14 protein-coding genes are annotated in these 15,222 nt (G+C 73.5%); 9 read left to right on the forward strand and 5 right to left on the reverse strand.

What is annotated here, in order from left to right:
• Nucleotides 1–270 precede the first annotated feature (270 nt).
• A complete protein-coding gene (locus tag ACU6P3_RS30035) occupies nucleotides 271–969 on the forward strand; it encodes a B3/B4 domain-containing protein (protein ID WP_447194968.1) in 699 nt (232 codons plus the stop codon).
• Nucleotides 970–1,066: 97 nt separating this feature from the next.
• Here ACU6P3_RS30035 and ACU6P3_RS30040 read toward each other — a convergent pair whose 3' ends face one another.
• Nucleotides 1,067–1,795 (reverse strand): lysophospholipid acyltransferase family protein, encoded by a 729-nt coding sequence (locus ACU6P3_RS30040; RefSeq protein ID WP_447194969.1) that lies wholly within the window; start codon nucleotides 1,793–1,795, stop codon nucleotides 1,067–1,069.
• Between the two features lie 390 nt (nucleotides 1,796–2,185).
• Between ACU6P3_RS30040 and ACU6P3_RS30045 the strand changes: the two genes are divergently transcribed.
• The 4 genes from ACU6P3_RS30045 to ACU6P3_RS30060 all read left to right on the forward strand — a co-directional run bounded on the left by ACU6P3_RS30045 (nucleotide 2,186) and on the right by ACU6P3_RS30060 (nucleotide 6,297).
• Nucleotides 2,186–2,503: a TlpA family protein disulfide reductase gene (locus tag ACU6P3_RS30045; RefSeq protein WP_030740962.1), complete on the forward strand. Its 318-nt coding sequence runs from the start codon at nucleotides 2,186–2,188 to the stop codon at nucleotides 2,501–2,503.
• Nucleotides 2,504–2,721: 218 nt separating this feature from the next.
• On the forward strand, nucleotides 2,722–3,516 hold the full coding sequence (locus ACU6P3_RS30050; RefSeq protein ID WP_344280677.1) for an electron transfer flavoprotein subunit beta/FixA family protein: 795 nt from the start codon (nucleotides 2,722–2,724) through the stop codon (nucleotides 3,514–3,516).
• A gap of 93 nt (nucleotides 3,517–3,609) precedes the next feature.
• A complete protein-coding gene (locus tag ACU6P3_RS30055) occupies nucleotides 3,610–4,572 on the forward strand; it encodes an electron transfer flavoprotein subunit alpha/FixB family protein (protein ID WP_352085751.1) in 963 nt (320 codons plus the stop codon).
• A 387-nt stretch (nucleotides 4,573–4,959) separates the two neighbouring features.
• On the forward strand, nucleotides 4,960–6,297 hold the full coding sequence (locus tag ACU6P3_RS30060) for a DUF6986 family protein (RefSeq protein WP_447194970.1): 1,338 nt from the start codon (nucleotides 4,960–4,962) through the stop codon (nucleotides 6,295–6,297).
• On the opposite strand, the gene ACU6P3_RS30065 is transcribed toward ACU6P3_RS30060, so the two are convergent.
• Nucleotides 6,294–7,337 (reverse strand): LacI family DNA-binding transcriptional regulator, encoded by a 1,044-nt coding sequence (locus ACU6P3_RS30065; protein WP_344280685.1) that lies wholly within the window; start codon nucleotides 7,335–7,337, stop codon nucleotides 6,294–6,296. The genes ACU6P3_RS30060 and ACU6P3_RS30065 overlap by 4 nt on opposite strands.
• Before the next feature lie 316 nt (nucleotides 7,338–7,653).
• Between ACU6P3_RS30065 and ACU6P3_RS30070 the strand changes: the two genes are divergently transcribed.
• Nucleotides 7,654–8,619: an ROK family protein gene (locus ACU6P3_RS30070; protein WP_447194971.1), complete on the forward strand. Its 966-nt coding sequence runs from the start codon at nucleotides 7,654–7,656 to the stop codon at nucleotides 8,617–8,619.
• 217 nt (nucleotides 8,620–8,836) lie between these two features.
• On the opposite strand, the gene ACU6P3_RS30075 is transcribed toward ACU6P3_RS30070, so the two are convergent.
• Complete coding sequence (locus tag ACU6P3_RS30075; RefSeq protein ID WP_107055501.1) at nucleotides 8,837–9,013, reverse strand: DUF8839 family protein; 177 nt, start codon at nucleotides 9,011–9,013, stop codon at nucleotides 8,837–8,839.
• Nucleotides 9,014–9,245: 232 nt separating this feature from the next.
• On the opposite strand from ACU6P3_RS30075, the gene ACU6P3_RS30080 reads away from it, so the two are divergent.
• Nucleotides 9,246–10,283 (forward strand): NUDIX hydrolase, encoded by a 1,038-nt coding sequence (locus ACU6P3_RS30080; RefSeq protein ID WP_447194972.1) that lies wholly within the window; start codon nucleotides 9,246–9,248, stop codon nucleotides 10,281–10,283.
• Nucleotides 10,284–10,432: 149 nt separating this feature from the next.
• Here the strand turns inward: ACU6P3_RS30080 and ACU6P3_RS30085 are convergent, their stop codons facing one another.
• Nucleotides 10,433–11,797 (reverse strand): dipeptidase, encoded by a 1,365-nt coding sequence (locus tag ACU6P3_RS30085; RefSeq protein ID WP_447194973.1) that lies wholly within the window; start codon nucleotides 11,795–11,797, stop codon nucleotides 10,433–10,435.
• A gap of 149 nt (nucleotides 11,798–11,946) precedes the next feature.
• Here ACU6P3_RS30085 and ACU6P3_RS30090 point away from each other — a divergent pair, with 149 nt between their 5' ends.
• Entirely contained in the window at nucleotides 11,947–13,254 is a 1,308-nt protein-coding gene (locus tag ACU6P3_RS30090; RefSeq protein ID WP_447194974.1) for a geranylgeranyl reductase family protein, read from the forward strand.
• Nucleotides 13,255–13,479: 225 nt separating this feature from the next.
• On the opposite strand, the gene ACU6P3_RS30095 is transcribed toward ACU6P3_RS30090, so the two are convergent.
• Nucleotides 13,480–13,758 carry a DUF6332 family protein gene (locus ACU6P3_RS30095; RefSeq protein ID WP_447194975.1) on the reverse strand — a complete coding sequence of 93 codons (279 nt, stop codon included), beginning with the start codon at nucleotides 13,756–13,758 and terminating at the stop codon, nucleotides 13,480–13,482.
• Nucleotides 13,759–13,995: 237 nt separating this feature from the next.
• Here ACU6P3_RS30095 and ACU6P3_RS30100 point away from each other — a divergent pair, with 237 nt between their 5' ends.
• Entirely contained in the window at nucleotides 13,996–15,216 is a 1,221-nt protein-coding gene (locus ACU6P3_RS30100) for an ROK family protein (protein WP_344280704.1), read from the forward strand.
• Nucleotides 15,217–15,222 lie beyond the last annotated feature (6 nt).

The raw sequence follows: 15,222 nt of genomic DNA on the forward strand, positions 1-15,222 counted from the left end.
CGGGGACGTCCTCGCGCTGCGGACCGGCGTCTGCCACGCCAAGGCCCACGCGCCGACCGCCCCGCTGCGGGCCCGCCTGGACCGTACGGGCGGAGTGCAATGAGTTGGACTATCCGGTACTGTTCGATGCACCACGCCCGGCCGTTCTGAGCGTGCTCAAGGCCGCCGTGGACCGGACCCGTCTCTGGCGGACGCTGCCGACCTCGCTCCGACGCCGGCCTGCGGCGCCCGGAGCCCACCCTTTCCGAACGCAGCGAGGCACGACAAACGATGACCACTCCCCTGAAGCTCTCCGTGTCCGACGAGGTGCGTACCCTCGCTCCCGGCTTCGCCCACCTCGCCGTCGAGGCCCACGGCCTGGTCAACGGGGCCGGTACGGAGGAGAGTTCCGCCCTGCTGGACGACGCGGCGCGTCGGCTCGCCGTACGCCTGGACGGGCGCGCCCCGCACGAGGACCCGCACCTGGCCGCCTGGCGCGAGGCCTACGCGGCCTTCGGCGCCAAGCCGTCCCGTACCCGCAACTCGGCGGAGGCGCTCGCCAGGCGCGCCCTGTCGGACGGCGGGCTGCCCCGGATCAACCTGCTGGTCGACCTGTACAACGCCGTCAGCGTCGCGCATCTGATCCCCGTCGGCGGCGAGGACGCCGACCGGATCGCGGGCGGTATGCGGCTCGTGCGGGCGACCGGAGAGGAGCCGTTCGCCACCGTCGCGGGCGGCGAGGAGGTCATCGAGCGCCCGGAGCCCGGCGAGGTGGTGTGGTGCGACGACGCGGGCGTCACCTGCCGGCGCTGGAACTGGCGCCAGGGTGTGCGTACCCGGCTCACCGAGGAGTCGGTGAACGCGGTCTTCCTGCTGGAGGGGCTCGCACCGCTCACGCGGGAAGCGCTCGAGGCGGCGGGCGCCGAGCTCGCGGAGTCGCTCCAGAAGCTGAGCCCCGGGGCGCGGATCACGGTCCACGAGGTGGAGTGAGCCGGGCGCCCCGCCGTCGACCGGCTCCTGGCGCGGCCCGTGGTCCGGGCCCGGGGGAGAGGCGTTTCCGTCGGGCCGGGACCAGGTCCGGGAGGTCTCAGCCCGCCTCGGCCGCGCGTGCCTCGGCCGGCGTGGGTGCCGTACCGCCGAGGTGTGCGGGCACCCACCAGGTGTCGTGGGCGTCCTTCGGCCGTACCGGGTAGGCCCGCTGCGCGGCCTCCAGCAACTCCTGCACCCGTTCGCGCACCCGCCGGGTGATCGCCCCCGCGTACTGGTCCGTCGCCGCCTCGATCTGCTCGCCGACCCGGATCGTCACCGGGATGTGCTGGCGCTTGAAGTTGCGCGGCCGGCCCTTGGTCCACAGCCGCTGCGTGCCCCACAGGGCCACCGGCACCAGCGGCACACCGGCCTCCTGCGCCAGCCGCGCCGCCCCCGACTTGAAGCTCTTGAGGGTGAAGGACTGGGAGATGGTCGCCTCGGGGAACATCCCGACGATCTCTCCGGAGCGCAGTGAGTCCAGCGCATGCGCGTAGGCGTGCTCGCCCTGCTTGCGGTCCACCGGGATGTGTTTCATCCCGCGCATCAGGGGACCCGAGACCTTGTGCCGGAAGACCGACTCCTTGGCCATGAACCGCACCAGGCGCTTGTTCGGGAGGGCGGTGAGTCCGGCGAACACGAAGTCCAGATAGCTGATGTGATTGCTGACGAGCACGGCCCCGCCGGTACGCGGGACATGCTCGGAACCCTGGGTGTCGATCTTCAGGTCCAGCGCCTTGAACATGGTGCGGGCAGCGCCGATGACCGGCCGATAGACGAGCTCTGCCATCTGGTGGAAACCCTTCTTGTCCCGGGCAGGGTTCTCCCGGCGGAAGTTACGCAGCCGTAGGTCTGCGGCATTGGGCCGATCGTGCCGCATACGAGCCTTCGAGGCCAGCCCCGGTCTGCTCGTACGGCGAGATTCTTGTCACGTCGGCGTGTCCGTCAGCTTACGTTCGCTGACGTCAGGGCGGTACGGCGGGGAATAGTGAGCGCTCCGGCGGGCGCTGGGCGAAGGCGAGAGGCACTGTGATCGCGGACCGGCGGACAGGGAAGGGGACAGGTGGTAGGGGTGGCGTACGAGCGACACGTCAACACCGACATCGGCACCGGCATCGCCGTCGAATCGGGGGCGGAGCGCGGGCGGAACCGCACGTCCGACCCGGCTCCGGACGGCAGCCTGGGTGAACGGCGTCGGCTCGGGGCGGCCGAACTCGGTGCCGCGCCGGGGGAGCGGGCCACCCTCGTCCAGTTCTCCACCGCGTTCTGCCAGCCCTGCCGGGCGACCCGGCGCGTCCTCGCCGAGGTGGCCGCCATGGTCCCCGGGGTCGCACACGTCGAACTCGACGCCGAGTCCCGGCTCGACCTGGTCCGGGAACTCGGGATCCGGGCGACGCCCACCGTGCTGGTCCTCGACGCGGCGGGCCGCGTCGTACGGCGCGCCACCGGGCAGCCGCGCACGGCGGACGTGATCGCCGCGCTGGGGGAGGCGGTCTGACGCGCTCGGTTTCCCGGGCGCGCGCCTGTCCGCTTCCGGCTGCTCGCGTTGGGTAGGTCACAGTGCGAAGCGCTTGCTCAGCGGGAACCATCTGGGTGTACTGGCGAGTAATATTTATCGCGGGTGCACCGGTCTTCCGGCCGGAAACCGCCTGACAAGGCGCCTATGCTGCGTGCAACGAGGCAGCCCGGAAATAACGATGCAGTAGGAGAGCCGGCGTGAGCTTGAGGATCGTTGTCTGTGTGAAGTACGTGCCCGACGCCACCGGCGACCGCCATTTCGCCGATGACCTGACTCTGGACCGCGACGATGTCGACGGGCTGCTGTCGGAACTCGACGAGTACGCGGTCGAGCAGGCGCTCCAGATCGCGGACGAGGCGGACGACGCGGAGATCACGGTGCTGACCGTCGGTCCGGAGGACGCCAAGGACGCGCTGCGCAAGGCGCTGTCCATGGGGGCCGACAAGGCCGTTCACGTCGAGGACGACGACCTGCACGGCACCGATGTCCTGGGCACGTCACTGGTGCTGGCCAAGGCCATCGAGAAGACCGGGTACGACCTGGTGATCTGCGGTATGGCGTCCACCGACGGCACGATGGGTGTGCTGCCCGCGGTGCTCGCAGAGCGGCTCGGCGTCCCGCAGGTCACGCTGCTCTCCGAGGTCTCGGTCGAGGGCGGTGCCGGGGGTACGGTCAAGGGCCGCCGGGACGGCGACAGCGCGAGCGAGAGCCTGGAGGCGTCCCTGCCGGCCGTCGTGTCCGTCACCGACCAGTCCGGCGAGGCCCGTTACCCCTCCTTCAAGGGGATCATGGCGGCCAAGAAGAAGCCGGTGCAGGCCTGGGACCTGGGTGACCTGGAGATCGAGGCGGACGAGGTGGGCCTCGAAGGGGCCTGGACGAAGGTCGACTCCGCCACCGAGCGGCCGGCCCGCACGGCCGGAACGATCGTCAAGGACGAGGGTGAGGGCGGCAAGCAGCTCGCGGCCTTCCTCGCGGAGCGGAAGTTCGTCTGACGACGCGGTCCGACGGCTGCCGGCGGCCCGGCCGGCCCGCTCCCGTCACTCCCACCCTCACGACCACCAGCACCGCAGGAGAGAAGAAGTCCCATGGCTGAAGTCCTCGTCTATGTCGACCACGTGGACGGTGCCGTCCGCAAGCCCACTCTGGAGCTGCTGACCCTGGCCCGTCGCCTCGGCGAGCCCGTCGCGCTCGCCCTCGGGGCGGGCGCCGAGGCGACCGCCCCGGCCCTCGCCGAGCACGGTGCGGTCAAGGTGCTCACGGCCGACGCCCCCGAGTTCGCCGACTACCTCGTCGTGCCCAAGGTGGACGCGGTCCAGGCCGCCTACGAGTCGGTCTCGCCGTCCGCCGTCCTGTTCCCCTCCTCCGGCGAGACCAAGGAGATCGCGGCCCGCCTCGCGGTCCGGATCGGCTCGGGCGTCATCACCGACGCGGTGGACCTCCAGGCCGGTGAGGAGGGCCCGGTCGCCACCCAGTCGGTGTTCGCAGCCGCGTACACCACCACCTCCCGGATCACCAAGGGCACCCCGGTCATCACCGTCAAGCCCAATTCGGCGCCGGTCGAGGCCGCCCCCGCCGCGGGCACCGTGGAGCCGCTGACGGTGGCGTTCGGGGAGCTGGCCACCGGCACGAAGATCACCTCCCGCACGCCGCGCGAGTCGACCGGCCGCCCTGAGCTGACCGAGGCGGCGATCGTGGTCTCCGGCGGCCGCGGTGTGAACGGCGCCGACAACTTCGCGATCATCGAGGCGCTGGCCGACTCGCTCGGCGCGGCCGTCGGCGCCTCGCGCGCCGCGGTCGACGCCGGCTGGTACCCGCACTCCCACCAGGTGGGCCAGACCGGCAAGTCCGTCTCCCCGCAGCTGTACATCGCCTCCGGCATCTCCGGCGCGATCCAGCACCGGGCCGGCATGCAGACCTCGAAGACCATCGTCGCGGTCAACAAGGACGCCGAGGCCCCCATCTTCGACCTGGTCGACTACGGCGTCGTCGGCGACCTCTTCGAGGTCGTCCCGCAGCTGACCGAGGAGATCAAGGCCCGCAAGGGCTAGGGCGTGTTGCGAAAGTCCCGCCTGGCCGGCGACGCCTGGCACGCACTCCCCCGGCTACCGCTGGGAGGTGCCCCCTGCTGCGTTGTCGGAGTCGTCCAAGTACGTCCCAGTACGAGGACGATCCTCCGCCTTGCGATCGCACGCACCAGACACCGCCGGCCCGGACGGCGCTACTTTCGCAACACGCCCTGGCCGGACGGCGGTACGAGTGGTACGGGCCCGGGGCGCGCGGCGAAGACACCGCACGCCCCCGGGCCCGCCCCGTGTCCAGGGCCCCTCCTGGAGGCGCCCGGTCCTCGTTGACGGGGAACGAACCCCGCTGCTTGACTTCCGCCGCCGGCGGAGCGCCGCTCCCGTGCGGCGGAAAGCGGAAAGAGGAGGCCCGGGATGGGACAGCGGGAGACGGTGACGACCAGCCTCACCGACCGGGTCGACGCGGAGATCGGTGCCCTGCTCGCGCCGGTCGACGCCGAACTCGCCCGCCGTTACCCGGGCGACCCCGGCACCCGTCGGCCCGTCCACACGGTCTACGTCCCGGCCGACGTCTTCCACGCCGGCACCATCCGCTCTTGGGGCGACCAGGCGCTCGCCGCGCTCGACGAACACGCCCCGGACGCCGCCACGCTGGCCCGGGTGCTCGGCCTGCCCGACGAACTGGCGGGTCCGGTGTACGAACGCGTCCGGGACAAACTCGGCCGCGAGCCCGTCGAGGACCTCCGGATCGACTTCGAGGACGGCTACGGCGCGCGGTCGGACGACGAGGAGGACGAAGCCGCCGCCCGCGCCGCGCGCCTGGTCCGTGAGGCGTACGACGGCGGCACGGCGGCGCCGTACACGGGCATCCGCGCCAAGTGTCTGGAGGCCGCCGTACGGAGCCGGGCCATCCGGACCCTCGACATCTTCCTCAGCGGGCTGGCACGGGCCGGCGGACTGCCCGACGGGCTCGTGCTCACCCTGCCCAAGGTCACCTACGCCGAGCAGGTCGCCGCGATGGCCCGGCTGGCCGGGGAGTTCGAGAAGGCGCTCGGACTGGCGGCCGGGCGGATCGGCTTCGAGATCCAGATCGAGACCAGCCAGGCGATCCTCGCCGCGGACGGCACCGCCACGGTGGCCCGGATGATCGACGCGGCCGGCGGCCGGGCCACCGGCCTGCACTACGGCACCTTCGACTACAGCGCCTCCCTCGGGGTCGGGGCCGCCCACCAGGCGAGCGACCACCCGGCCGCCGACCACGCCAAGGCCGTCATGCAGGTCGCCGCCGCCGGCACGGGCGTCCGCGTCAGCGACGGCTCCACCAACGTCCTGCCCGTCGGCCCGACCGCCCAGGTGCACGAGGCGTGGCGGCTGCACTACGGCCTCACCCGGCGCGCCCTCGCCCGCGCCTACTACCAGGGCTGGGACATGCACCCGGGCCACCTGCCCACCCGGTACGCGGCCGTCTACGCCTTCTACCGCGAGGGCCTGCGCCCCGCCGCCGCACGGCTCACCGCCTATGTCGCCAAGGCGGGCGGTGCCGTTCTGGACGAACCCGCCACGGCGGCGGCGCTCAGCGGTCACCTGCTGCGCGGACTCGACTGCGGCGCGCTCGACCCGGACGAGGTCACCCGGCTCACCGGCCTCACCCGCGCCGACCTGGCAGGTTTCACGAACCCGGCGGCCCGGCACCGACCGGCGTACGGCGTCGCGCCGCACGGCTCCCGTCGGGGCGGAGACCCGAGACCCTAACCGTCCGCCGGCGGCGGGATCTCCCCGGAGCCCCGGGCGATCAGCCGCGTCGGCAGCACCACCCGTGACGGCGCGTCGGCCGCCCCGTCGAGCCGGTGGAAGAGCCGTTCCGCCGCCGTGCGCCCGAGGGCGGCCGCGTCCTGGGCGATCACCGTGACCCCCGGGTCCAGGAGGTCGGCCAGTTCGATGTCGTCGAAGCCGACCAGTGCGACGGGGCGGTGATGCGCTGCCAGGACCCGTACCGCCGTCACCGTCACCCGGTTGTTCCCCGCGAAGATCGCCGTGACCGGCTCGGGGGCGGCGAGCATGGCGGTGACGGCCTCCCGGACGCGGTCGGGGGCGGTCGTACCGAGGGACACCCACGCGTCGTCGATGGCGAGATCCGCCTCGGCCATCGCCGTGCGGTAGCCGCGCAGCCGCTCGCTCGCCGTGTGGATCCGGGGCAGGTCACCGACGAAGCCGATACGGCGGTGCCCGTGCGCTATCAGGTGCGCGGTGCCCGAACGGGCGCCGCCGAAGCTGTCGGAGAGCACCGCGTCCGCGTCGATCCGGCCGGCCGGGCGGTCCACGAAGACCGTCGCAACCCCCGCCTTGATCTCCGGTTCCAGATACCGGTGGTCGCAGCCGGCCGGGATCACGATCAGCCCGTCCACCCGGCGCGCGCACAGGGCGAGGGCCAACTCCTGCTCGCGGTCCGGGTCCTCGGCGCTGGAGCCGTTGATGAGCAGTGCGCCGTGTGCCCGGGCCACCTCCTCCACCGCCCGGTTCAGCGGACCGTAGAACGGGTCGGCGAGGTCCTCCAGGACCAGGCCGATGCTCGCCGTACGCCCCTTGCGCAGCACGCGCGCCGAATCGTTGCGGCGGAACCCGAGCGCGTCGATGGCCTCCTGCACCCGGCGCTCGGTGTCGGGGGTGACGCCCTGCTCTCCGTTGACGACTCGGGAGACCGTCTTGAGCCCCACCCCGGCCCGCGCGGCCACGTCCTTCATCGTGGGGCGGGTGCCGTAACGGGGCTCGGGTCGGCGGGCGGTGTCTGCCACGGTGCGCAATCCTCGTCGTCGCTCGGAGATAGGGGCGCCGTGGTGTGCCATGGGACTTGCCATACACGGCGATGGCGTCGAGCATAGGCCCTGGACAACGTTGTCACCGAGGGGAGGGCGTACCGCCGGACCGGAGGTTCACTCACCTTCCTGTAGGTCCGGACCATCCCCTGTCCGTGCGGGGAGACATCATCTTCTGTTGTCCGTCATGTCCGGCCGTCGACTGCCGGCCGTCGAGGCCCCGCCCGGCACCGGCGGCCGCCGTCGCGTCCCCGCCCCCTGCCCACCGACCCCTACCCATGGAGACCCGAGACCGATGCATACCGACACCGTTGCCGCACTCGACATCGGCGGCACCAAGATCGCCGGCGCGTTGGTGGACGGCAGCGGCAGGATTCTTGTCCGTGCTCAGCGGCCGACTCCCGCGCAGGAGGACGGTGAGGCGGTGATGCGCGCGGTGACGGAGGTGGTCGCCGAGGTCTCGGCGTCCCCGCTCTGGCCGTCGGCCACGGCTCTCGGCATCGGCAGCGCGGGGCCCGTGAACGCCCTGGCCGGTACGGTCAGCCCCGTCAACGTGCCCGGATGGCGCGGATTCCCGCTCGTGGAGCGGGTACGGTCGGCCACCGGCGGACTGCCGGTGACACTGGTCGGCGACGGTGTCGCGATCGCCGCGGCGGAACACTGGCAGGGCGCGGCCCGCGGGTACGACAACGCCCTGTGCATGGTGGTCTCCACCGGTGTCGGCGGAGGACTCGTCCTGAACGGGAAGGTGTACCCGGGCCCGACCGGCAACGCGGGCCACATCGGCCACATCAGTGTCGACCTGGACGGAGATCTGTGCCCGTGCGGTGGCCGGGGGTGCGTGGAGCGCATCGCCAGCGGACCCAATATCGCCCGCAGGGCACTGGAGGGCGGTTGGGCGCCAGGGCCGGACGGTGACACCTCGGCCGCCGCGGTGGCCGCCGCCGCGCGGGCGGGCCATCCGGTCGCCGTCGCGTCCTTCGAGCGGGCCGCGCAGGCGCTGGCCGCCGGGATCGCGGCGACGGCGACCCTGGTCGAGGTGGGCATCGTGGTCGTCGGCGGGGGTGTCGCGGGCGCGGGCGAGGTGCTCTTCGCCCCCCTGCGCCGGTCGCTCCAGGACTACGCCGCGCTCTCGTTCGTCCGGCGGCTCACGGTCGCACCGGCGCTGACCGGCACCGACGCGGGACTGGTGGGCGCCGCAGCGGCCGCCGCGGCGGCGCTCCGGGACCGGGATAGCCGAGCCGCGGCGGTCGGCGGCTGAGAGGTCCTCGCACTGTGCCCGTCCGGACCACGTGACCCGGACGTGCACAGTGAAAGGCCCCCTGAGCCGGGGGCGGGCCCACCGGGGGCCGGGGTCACCGGTGGCGCCGGCCGGGGCCCGTCGACAGCGTGCACGCCGTCCGCGCGGCGGCAGGCGGGGATCCGGTGCCGTGGCCGGCGAGGTGTGCGCCGTCGCGGCGCGCCCTTCGCCGGACGCCCTAGGCGGGCGAGTCCGTCGCCTGCCGCACCACGACGACGAGGAACAGGTCCGCGTCCAGGTCCATCACCACCTCGGCCGGCGTCCCCTCCGCCCGCCGGGCCCGTGCGAACTCCTCCGCCGGCCAACTGCCGCGCGGTCCGCCCGCGGGAAATCTCTCCAACACCGTCCTGCCCATGAGGCACCCCCCTTTGTCGTGGTCCAGTGTCCGACGACTCCCCGGCGCCGGTGTGACGGCCCGGCGCGGGGATCGGTTCGTACAGTGGACGCTCCGCCGGCATCAGGATGACCTCGAACCGGCCACAGCTCGGCCACAGCCGGCTGGCCGCTCAGGCGCCCTGATCCGAACAGGGGTTTCCGTGGCAGGGTGTTGCGGGCAGTCCACTGGGGGCTATGGAAGAGGGGGAACCGTGATCGTCTGGATCAACGGTGCGTTCGGGGCCGGCAAGACCAGCACCGCGCGCGAACTGATCGACCTGATCCCGAACTGCACGCTCTACGATCCGGAGCTGATCGGCGCGGAAGTGGCGAGACTGCTGCCGCAGAAGCGGCTCGCGGAAGTGAGCGACTATCAGGATCTGCCGATCTGGCGGCGCCTTGTGGTGGACACGGCGGCGGCACTGCTGGCCGAGGTGGGCGGGGCGCTGGTCGTCCCCATGACTCTGCTGCGGCAGGAGTACCGCGACGAGATCTTCGGCGGCCTCGCGGCGCGCCGCATCCCGGTCACGCATGTGCTGCTGGCAACAGACGAAACGATACTGCGTGGCCGGATAGCCGCCCGTGAGGATGTCGAGGAGGGGGCGGAGACGAACGTACGCGGCCGGCAGTGGTGTTACGAGCACATCGAACCCTACCGGGCGGCCCTCGGCTGGCTCATGGCGGACGCCCACGTCATCGACAACACCGCCCTCACCGCACGGGAGACGGCGGCCCTGCTCGCGACGGCCGTCCGGTCCGGCGCGGCCCGCGTCAGCGACATCGTCCAGACACCCGAGCCGACCTCCGAGACGCTCGCCGCCGGCGTGCTGCTCTTCGACGAGGAGGACCGGGTGCTGCTGGTCGATCCCACGTACAAGCCCGGCTGGGAGTTCCCGGGCGGGGTGGTGGAGGCCGGGGAAGCACCGGCCCGCGCGGGGATCCGCGAGGTCGCGGAGGAGATCGGCATAGAACTCAGCCAGGTCCCGCGGCTGCTGGTAGTGGACTGGGAAGTGCCGCACCCGCCCGGATACGGCGGCCTGCGCCTGCTCTTCGACGGCGGACGGCTGCCCGCGCGGCTGGTGGAGCAGCTGCTGCTGCCGGGCCAGGAGCTACGGGGCTGGCGCTTCGTCGCCGAGGAGGAGGCCGCGGGGCTGCTGCCGCCCGTACGGTACGAGCGGCTGCGCTGGGCCCTGCGCGCGCGGGAGCGCGGGACGGTCCTCAACCTGGAGGACGGCGTCCCGGTCGGCTGACCAGGACGCGACGGACGGGGCGGGGCGCGACCGCGGAGGTCCCGCGGCCCGCGCCCGAGGTGTCCTGTACGGCGTCCGAGGTGCCGTGTACCGGGTCCGAGGCGCCGTGGATCGCGCCGGGCGCGTCGGTGGGACCGCGGCCGGGCGCCTCAGTCCCGCCCGGCGCCCGCGTAGTTGACCAGGAAGTGGGCCTCGGCCACCGCCAGCCGCCGAAGCTCGTCGGGCGAGACGCTCTCGTTCACGGCGTGGATCCGGGCCTCCGGCTCGCTGAGCCCGATCAGCAGGATCTCCGCCCGCGGGTACAGCGAGGCCAGGGTGTTGCACAGCGGGATGGAACCGCCCTGGCCGGCGACCTGCATCTCCTGTCCGGGGTAGGCCACGCTCATGGCGTCCGCCATCGCGGCGTACGCCGGGCCCGTGGTGTCCGCCCGGAACGGCTGTCCCTCGCCGACCTGTTCGACCCGCACCCGCGCGCCCCACGGCGTGTGCCGCTCGATGTGCGCCGTCAGCAGTTCGGTCGCCGCGCCCGCGTCCTGGCCCGGCGGTACGCGCAGACTGATCAGGGCCCGCGCGCTCGCCTGGACGGACGGGGTGGCACCCACCACCGGCGGGGCGTCGATGCCGAGGACGGTGACGGCGGGCCGGGCCCAGATCCGGTCGGCGACCGAGCCGTGGCCGATGAGGCCGACCCCGTCGAGGACCTCGGCGTCCCGGCGGAAGTCGTCCTCCGCGTAGTCGAGGCCGTCCCACCCGGCGTCCGCGGCCAGTCCGTCCACCGTGGTGGACCCGTCCGCCGCGCGCAGCGAGTCGAGCACCCGGATGAGCGCGGCGAGCGCGTCGGGGGCCGCCCCGCCGAACTGGCCGGAGTGCAGGTTGCCCGCCAGCGTGTCCACCTCGACGCGCACCATGGTCATGCCGCGCAGGGTGGCCGTGACCGTCGGCAGGCCGGTCCGGAAGTTGCCCGCGTCCCCGACGACGACCGCGTCGGCGGCCAGCAGGTCCGGACGCGCCTCCGCGTACCGTTCCAGTCCGCCGGTGCCCTGCTCCTCCGAGCCCTCGGCGATGATTTTGACGCTCACCGGCACGCCGCCGTTCGCCTTGAGGGCGCGCAGGGCGAGCAGGTGCATCACGAGGCCGCCCTTGCAGTCGGCGGCCCCGCGCCCGTACCAGCGGCCGTCCCGCTCGGTCAGTTCGAACGGAGGCGTCAGCCAGGCGCTCTCGTCCAGCGGCGGCTGCACGTCGTAGTGCGCGTAGAGGAGCACCGTCGGCGCGCCCTCGGGGCCCGGAAGCAGACCGTAGACGGACTGGGTGCCGTCCGGGGTGTCGAGGAGCGCGACGTCCTGGAACCCCTCGGCGCGCAGCGCGTCGGCCACCCAGGCCGCGGCGGCCTCGCACTCGCTGCGGGGGAACACCGCGGGATCCGCCACCGACCGGAACGCGACCAGTTCCGTCAGCTCCGCGCGGGCGCGGGGCATCAGGGACGCCACGGTCTCGGCGATCGGATTCGCGGTCATGGGCACGCTCCTCGTGGGTATGACGTCATGTCGGTCAGGCGTACGTCGAAGGCATGGTCGATCCTCCCACAGTGGGTTCGCCGGTCCCGCGCCGTAGGATGCCGTTCGACAGCAGGGGCCACCGTCGGGATCAGGAGCAGAAGCACATCGTGAGCAGCGAGAACGCAGACGCCACAAGCGGGCACGACGAGTCGGTGTGGGATGTCGTCGTGGTCGGGGCGGGACCGGCGGGAGCCTCCGCGGCATACGCGGCGGCGGTCACGGGGCGAAAGGTACTGCTGCTGGAGAAAGCCGAGTTGCCCCGGTACAAGACCTGTGGGGGCGGGATCATCGGCCCCTCGCGCGACGCGCTGCCTCCGGGCTTCGAGCTGCCGTTCAGGGACCGGGTGCACGCGGTGACGTTCTCCATGAACGGCAGGCTGGCCCGGACGCGCAGGTCCAAGCGCATGCTCTTCGGGCTCGTCAACCGCCCGGAGTTCGACGCGAGTCTCGTGGAGCACGCGCGGAAGGCGGGCGCCGTGCTCCGTACGGGCGTGACCGTCTCGCGCGTGGAACAGCACGGCCCGGCCGTGCCCGACCGCCGTACGGTCGCCGTCCTCCTCGCGGACGGCGGGACGGTCCTCGCCCGGGCCGTCGTCGGCGCGGACGGCAGCGCGAGCCGCATAGGCGCGCACGTCGGCGTGAAGACGGACCAGGTCGACCTGGGGCTGGAGGCGGAGATCCCGGTGCCGCCGACGGTGGCGGAGGACTGGGCGGGCCGGGTGCTCATAGACTGGGGTCCGCTGCCCGGGAGTTACGGCTGGGTGTTCCCGAAGGGGGACACACTCACCGTCGGGGTGATCTCGGCACGCGGCGAGGGCGCGGCGACGAAGCGGTATCTGGAGGACTTCATCGCGCGGCTCGGGCTCGCCGGATTCGAACCGGCGGTCTCGTCGGGGCATCTGACGCGCTGCCGCAGTGACGACTCGCCGCTGTCCCGCGGCCGGGTGCTGGTCTGCGGCGACGCGGCGGGGCTGCTGGAGCCGTGGACGCGGGAGGGAATCTCCTTCGCCCTGCGGTCCGGGCGGCTCGCGGGGGAGTGGGCCGTACGGATCGCGGAGTCGCACGACGCCGTGGACGCCCGCCGCCAGGCGCTGAACTACGCCTTCGCCATCAAGGCCGGCCTCGGCGTGGAGATGGGCGTCGGCCGCCGGATGCTCGCGATCTTCGAGCGCCGGCCCGGCGTCATACACGCGGCGATCACGGGCCTGCGGCCCGCGTGGAACGCGTTCGCGGACATCACGCGCGGCTCGACCTCGCTGGCCGGCCTGGTCCGCACCCACCCGCTGGCCCGGCGCGCTCTGGACCTCCTGGACCGCAAACAGGCGGGGCGGACCGACGCCGACGGCGCCTCGGACACGGACCCGGACGCGGCACCCCGCGAACCGGGCGTGCGGGAGGACGGCGTGCCGTCCTGACGACGGCCTGCCCGGACCCCGCGGGCGGGTCAAGACGCGGCTCGACGCCCGGGCCCGCCTGTCAGGAGCCCGGCGGCCGGGAGGACCGGCCCCGGGGCACGGGGCCGGTCGGGTGACACGGGCCGGGCCCCGGTCCGGGGGCGCCGGCGCGGGCGGTGCCGGTCCGGCGGGCCTCCGCCGGGCCGTCGTCCGTCCGTGCCCCGGCGCGCTCGCCGTCCCCCGCGCCTACGAGCCGGAGCCGGTACGACCGGGCCGTTCCGACCGGCCCGACGGCCGCGGAAAGCGCCACAGCACCCGAACGACGCGCACCACGAAGGCGACACCTGCCGCGACCGCCGCCACGCGCGTTGCGAGGTCCGGCAGACCGAGGTACCAGGCCGTCACGGCACCCAGCGCGAACACCGCGCCCGCCAGGACGAGTCCTGTGACCAGGGCGAAGACGATCTCGACGGTGACCGCGTCCCGTGTAGCGGCGCTCCGGGTGCTCTGTGGGCGTAAGTCCATGACGGGAGTCTGCCGCGCGGCCCGCACCCCGGGCAAGGAAAGCCCCGGGCAAGGCGCCCGGTCGGGGAAAGCCCCCGGTGGAAGCCGCACGGCGTTCGTCGGTCCCGTTCGGAGAATTCTGACAGCTGGGTGAGGTGGAGCGCGCTCCAGTCGGCCATCGCCCCCTCGCCGTAGGCCGTGCACAGGGCGATCATCGTCACGACGGCGCCCCCGGCGGACCATGGGAGACTCGCCCCCATGAACGGCAGGGAAACCACCACTCGGACGAGGCTGGAGAGGGGCCGTGGCGCGCTGGGCCCGGCACTTGAACTGGTGCACACGGGCCGGGCGCCCACCCGTGCCGTGCTGACGGCGGAGCTCGGGGTCACCCGCGCCACCGCCGGTGCCGTCGCCGCCGAGTTGGAGGCCCTCGGCCTGATCCGGGTCGACCACCGGCCGGCCTCGGCGGCCGGATCCCAGGGCAGGCCCTCGCACCGGCTCTCGGTGGACGACTCCGGGCCGGTCGCGCTGGCCGCCCAGGTCCACGCGGACGGCTTCCGGGCCGCCCTCGTCGGGCTCGGCGGCCGGATCGTCGCCACCGCGCACGGGAGCGGCACGGCCTCCGCCGACCCCGCGCAAGTCCTCGGCGAGGTCGTGGAGACCGGCGCGGGCCTGCTGCGGGAGACCGGGCGGCGCTGTGTCGGCGCCGGCCTCGCCGTCCCCTCGGCGGTCGCCGAACCGGAGGGCACCGCCCTCAACCCGCTCCATGTGGCCTGGCCGGTCGGCGCTCCCGTGCGGGAGGTCTTCGCCCGGCTGGTGCGGGACGCGGGCATCGACGGCCCCGCGTTCACCGCGAACGACGTCAATCTCGCCGCTCTCGCCGAGCACCGGCACGGCGCCGGCCAGGGCGCCCGGCAGCTGCTCTGCGTCGCCACCGGACACCGGGGCGTGGGCGGCGCGCTCGTCCTCGACGGCCGTCTGCACACCGGGAGTTCCGGCCTCGCCCTCGAAGTGGGCCACCTCACCGTCAACCCCGAGGGCAGGCCCTGCCACTGCGGCAGCAAGGGCTGCCTCGACGTCGAGGCCGACCCGTACGCCTTTCTGACCGCGGCGGGCCGCGCCCCGGGACCCGAGGTCTCGCTGCTCCAGCAGGCGCGCGATCTGCTGCGCACCGAACGCTCCGAGGCGGGCGTGCGCAGGGCCACCGAGGAACTGATCGACCGGCTCGGCCTGGGGCTCGCCGGTCTGGTCAACATCCTCAACCCCGACCGCATCATCCTCGGCGGTCTCCACCGGGAACTGCTCGACGCCGATCCGGAGCGGCTGCACGCCGTCGTCGCCGAGCGGAGTCTGTGGGGGCGCAGCGGCAGCGTGCCCGTCCTGCCCTGCACGCTCGATCACAACAGTCTGGTGGGCGCGGCCGAACTCGCCTGGCAGCCGGTCCTGGACGACCCCCTGGGCGCGCTGGCTCCCCTGTGACCACCG

It is taken from the genome of Streptomyces hebeiensis (assembly GCF_052983195.1).

What these genes read in the sequence shown, in the direction of transcription:
- ACU6P3_RS30070 (WP_447194971.1), top strand. Translation starts at nt 7,654, where the DNA reads ATGCATACCGACACCGTTGCCGCACTCGACATCGGCGGCACCAAGATC.
- ACU6P3_RS30040 (WP_447194969.1), bottom strand. Translation starts at nt 1,795, where the DNA reads ATGGCAGAGCTCGTCTATCGGCCGGTCATCGGCGCTGCCCGCACCATG.
- ACU6P3_RS30085 (WP_447194973.1), bottom strand. Translation starts at nt 11,797, where the DNA reads ATGACCGCGAATCCGATCGCCGAGACCGTGGCGTCCCTGATGCCCCGC.
- ACU6P3_RS30095 (WP_447194975.1), bottom strand. Translation starts at nt 13,758, where the DNA reads ATGGACTTACGCCCACAGAGCACCCGGAGCGCCGCTACACGGGACGCG.
- ACU6P3_RS30060 (WP_447194970.1), top strand. Translation starts at nt 4,960, where the DNA reads ATGGGACAGCGGGAGACGGTGACGACCAGCCTCACCGACCGGGTCGAC.
- ACU6P3_RS30100 (WP_344280704.1), top strand. Translation starts at nt 13,996, where the DNA reads ATGAACGGCAGGGAAACCACCACTCGGACGAGGCTGGAGAGGGGCCGT.
- ACU6P3_RS30075 (WP_107055501.1), bottom strand. Translation starts at nt 9,013, where the DNA reads ATGGGCAGGACGGTGTTGGAGAGATTTCCCGCGGGCGGACCGCGCGGC.
- ACU6P3_RS30055 (WP_352085751.1), top strand. Translation starts at nt 3,610, where the DNA reads ATGGCTGAAGTCCTCGTCTATGTCGACCACGTGGACGGTGCCGTCCGC.
- ACU6P3_RS30035 (WP_447194968.1), top strand. Translation starts at nt 271, where the DNA reads ATGACCACTCCCCTGAAGCTCTCCGTGTCCGACGAGGTGCGTACCCTC.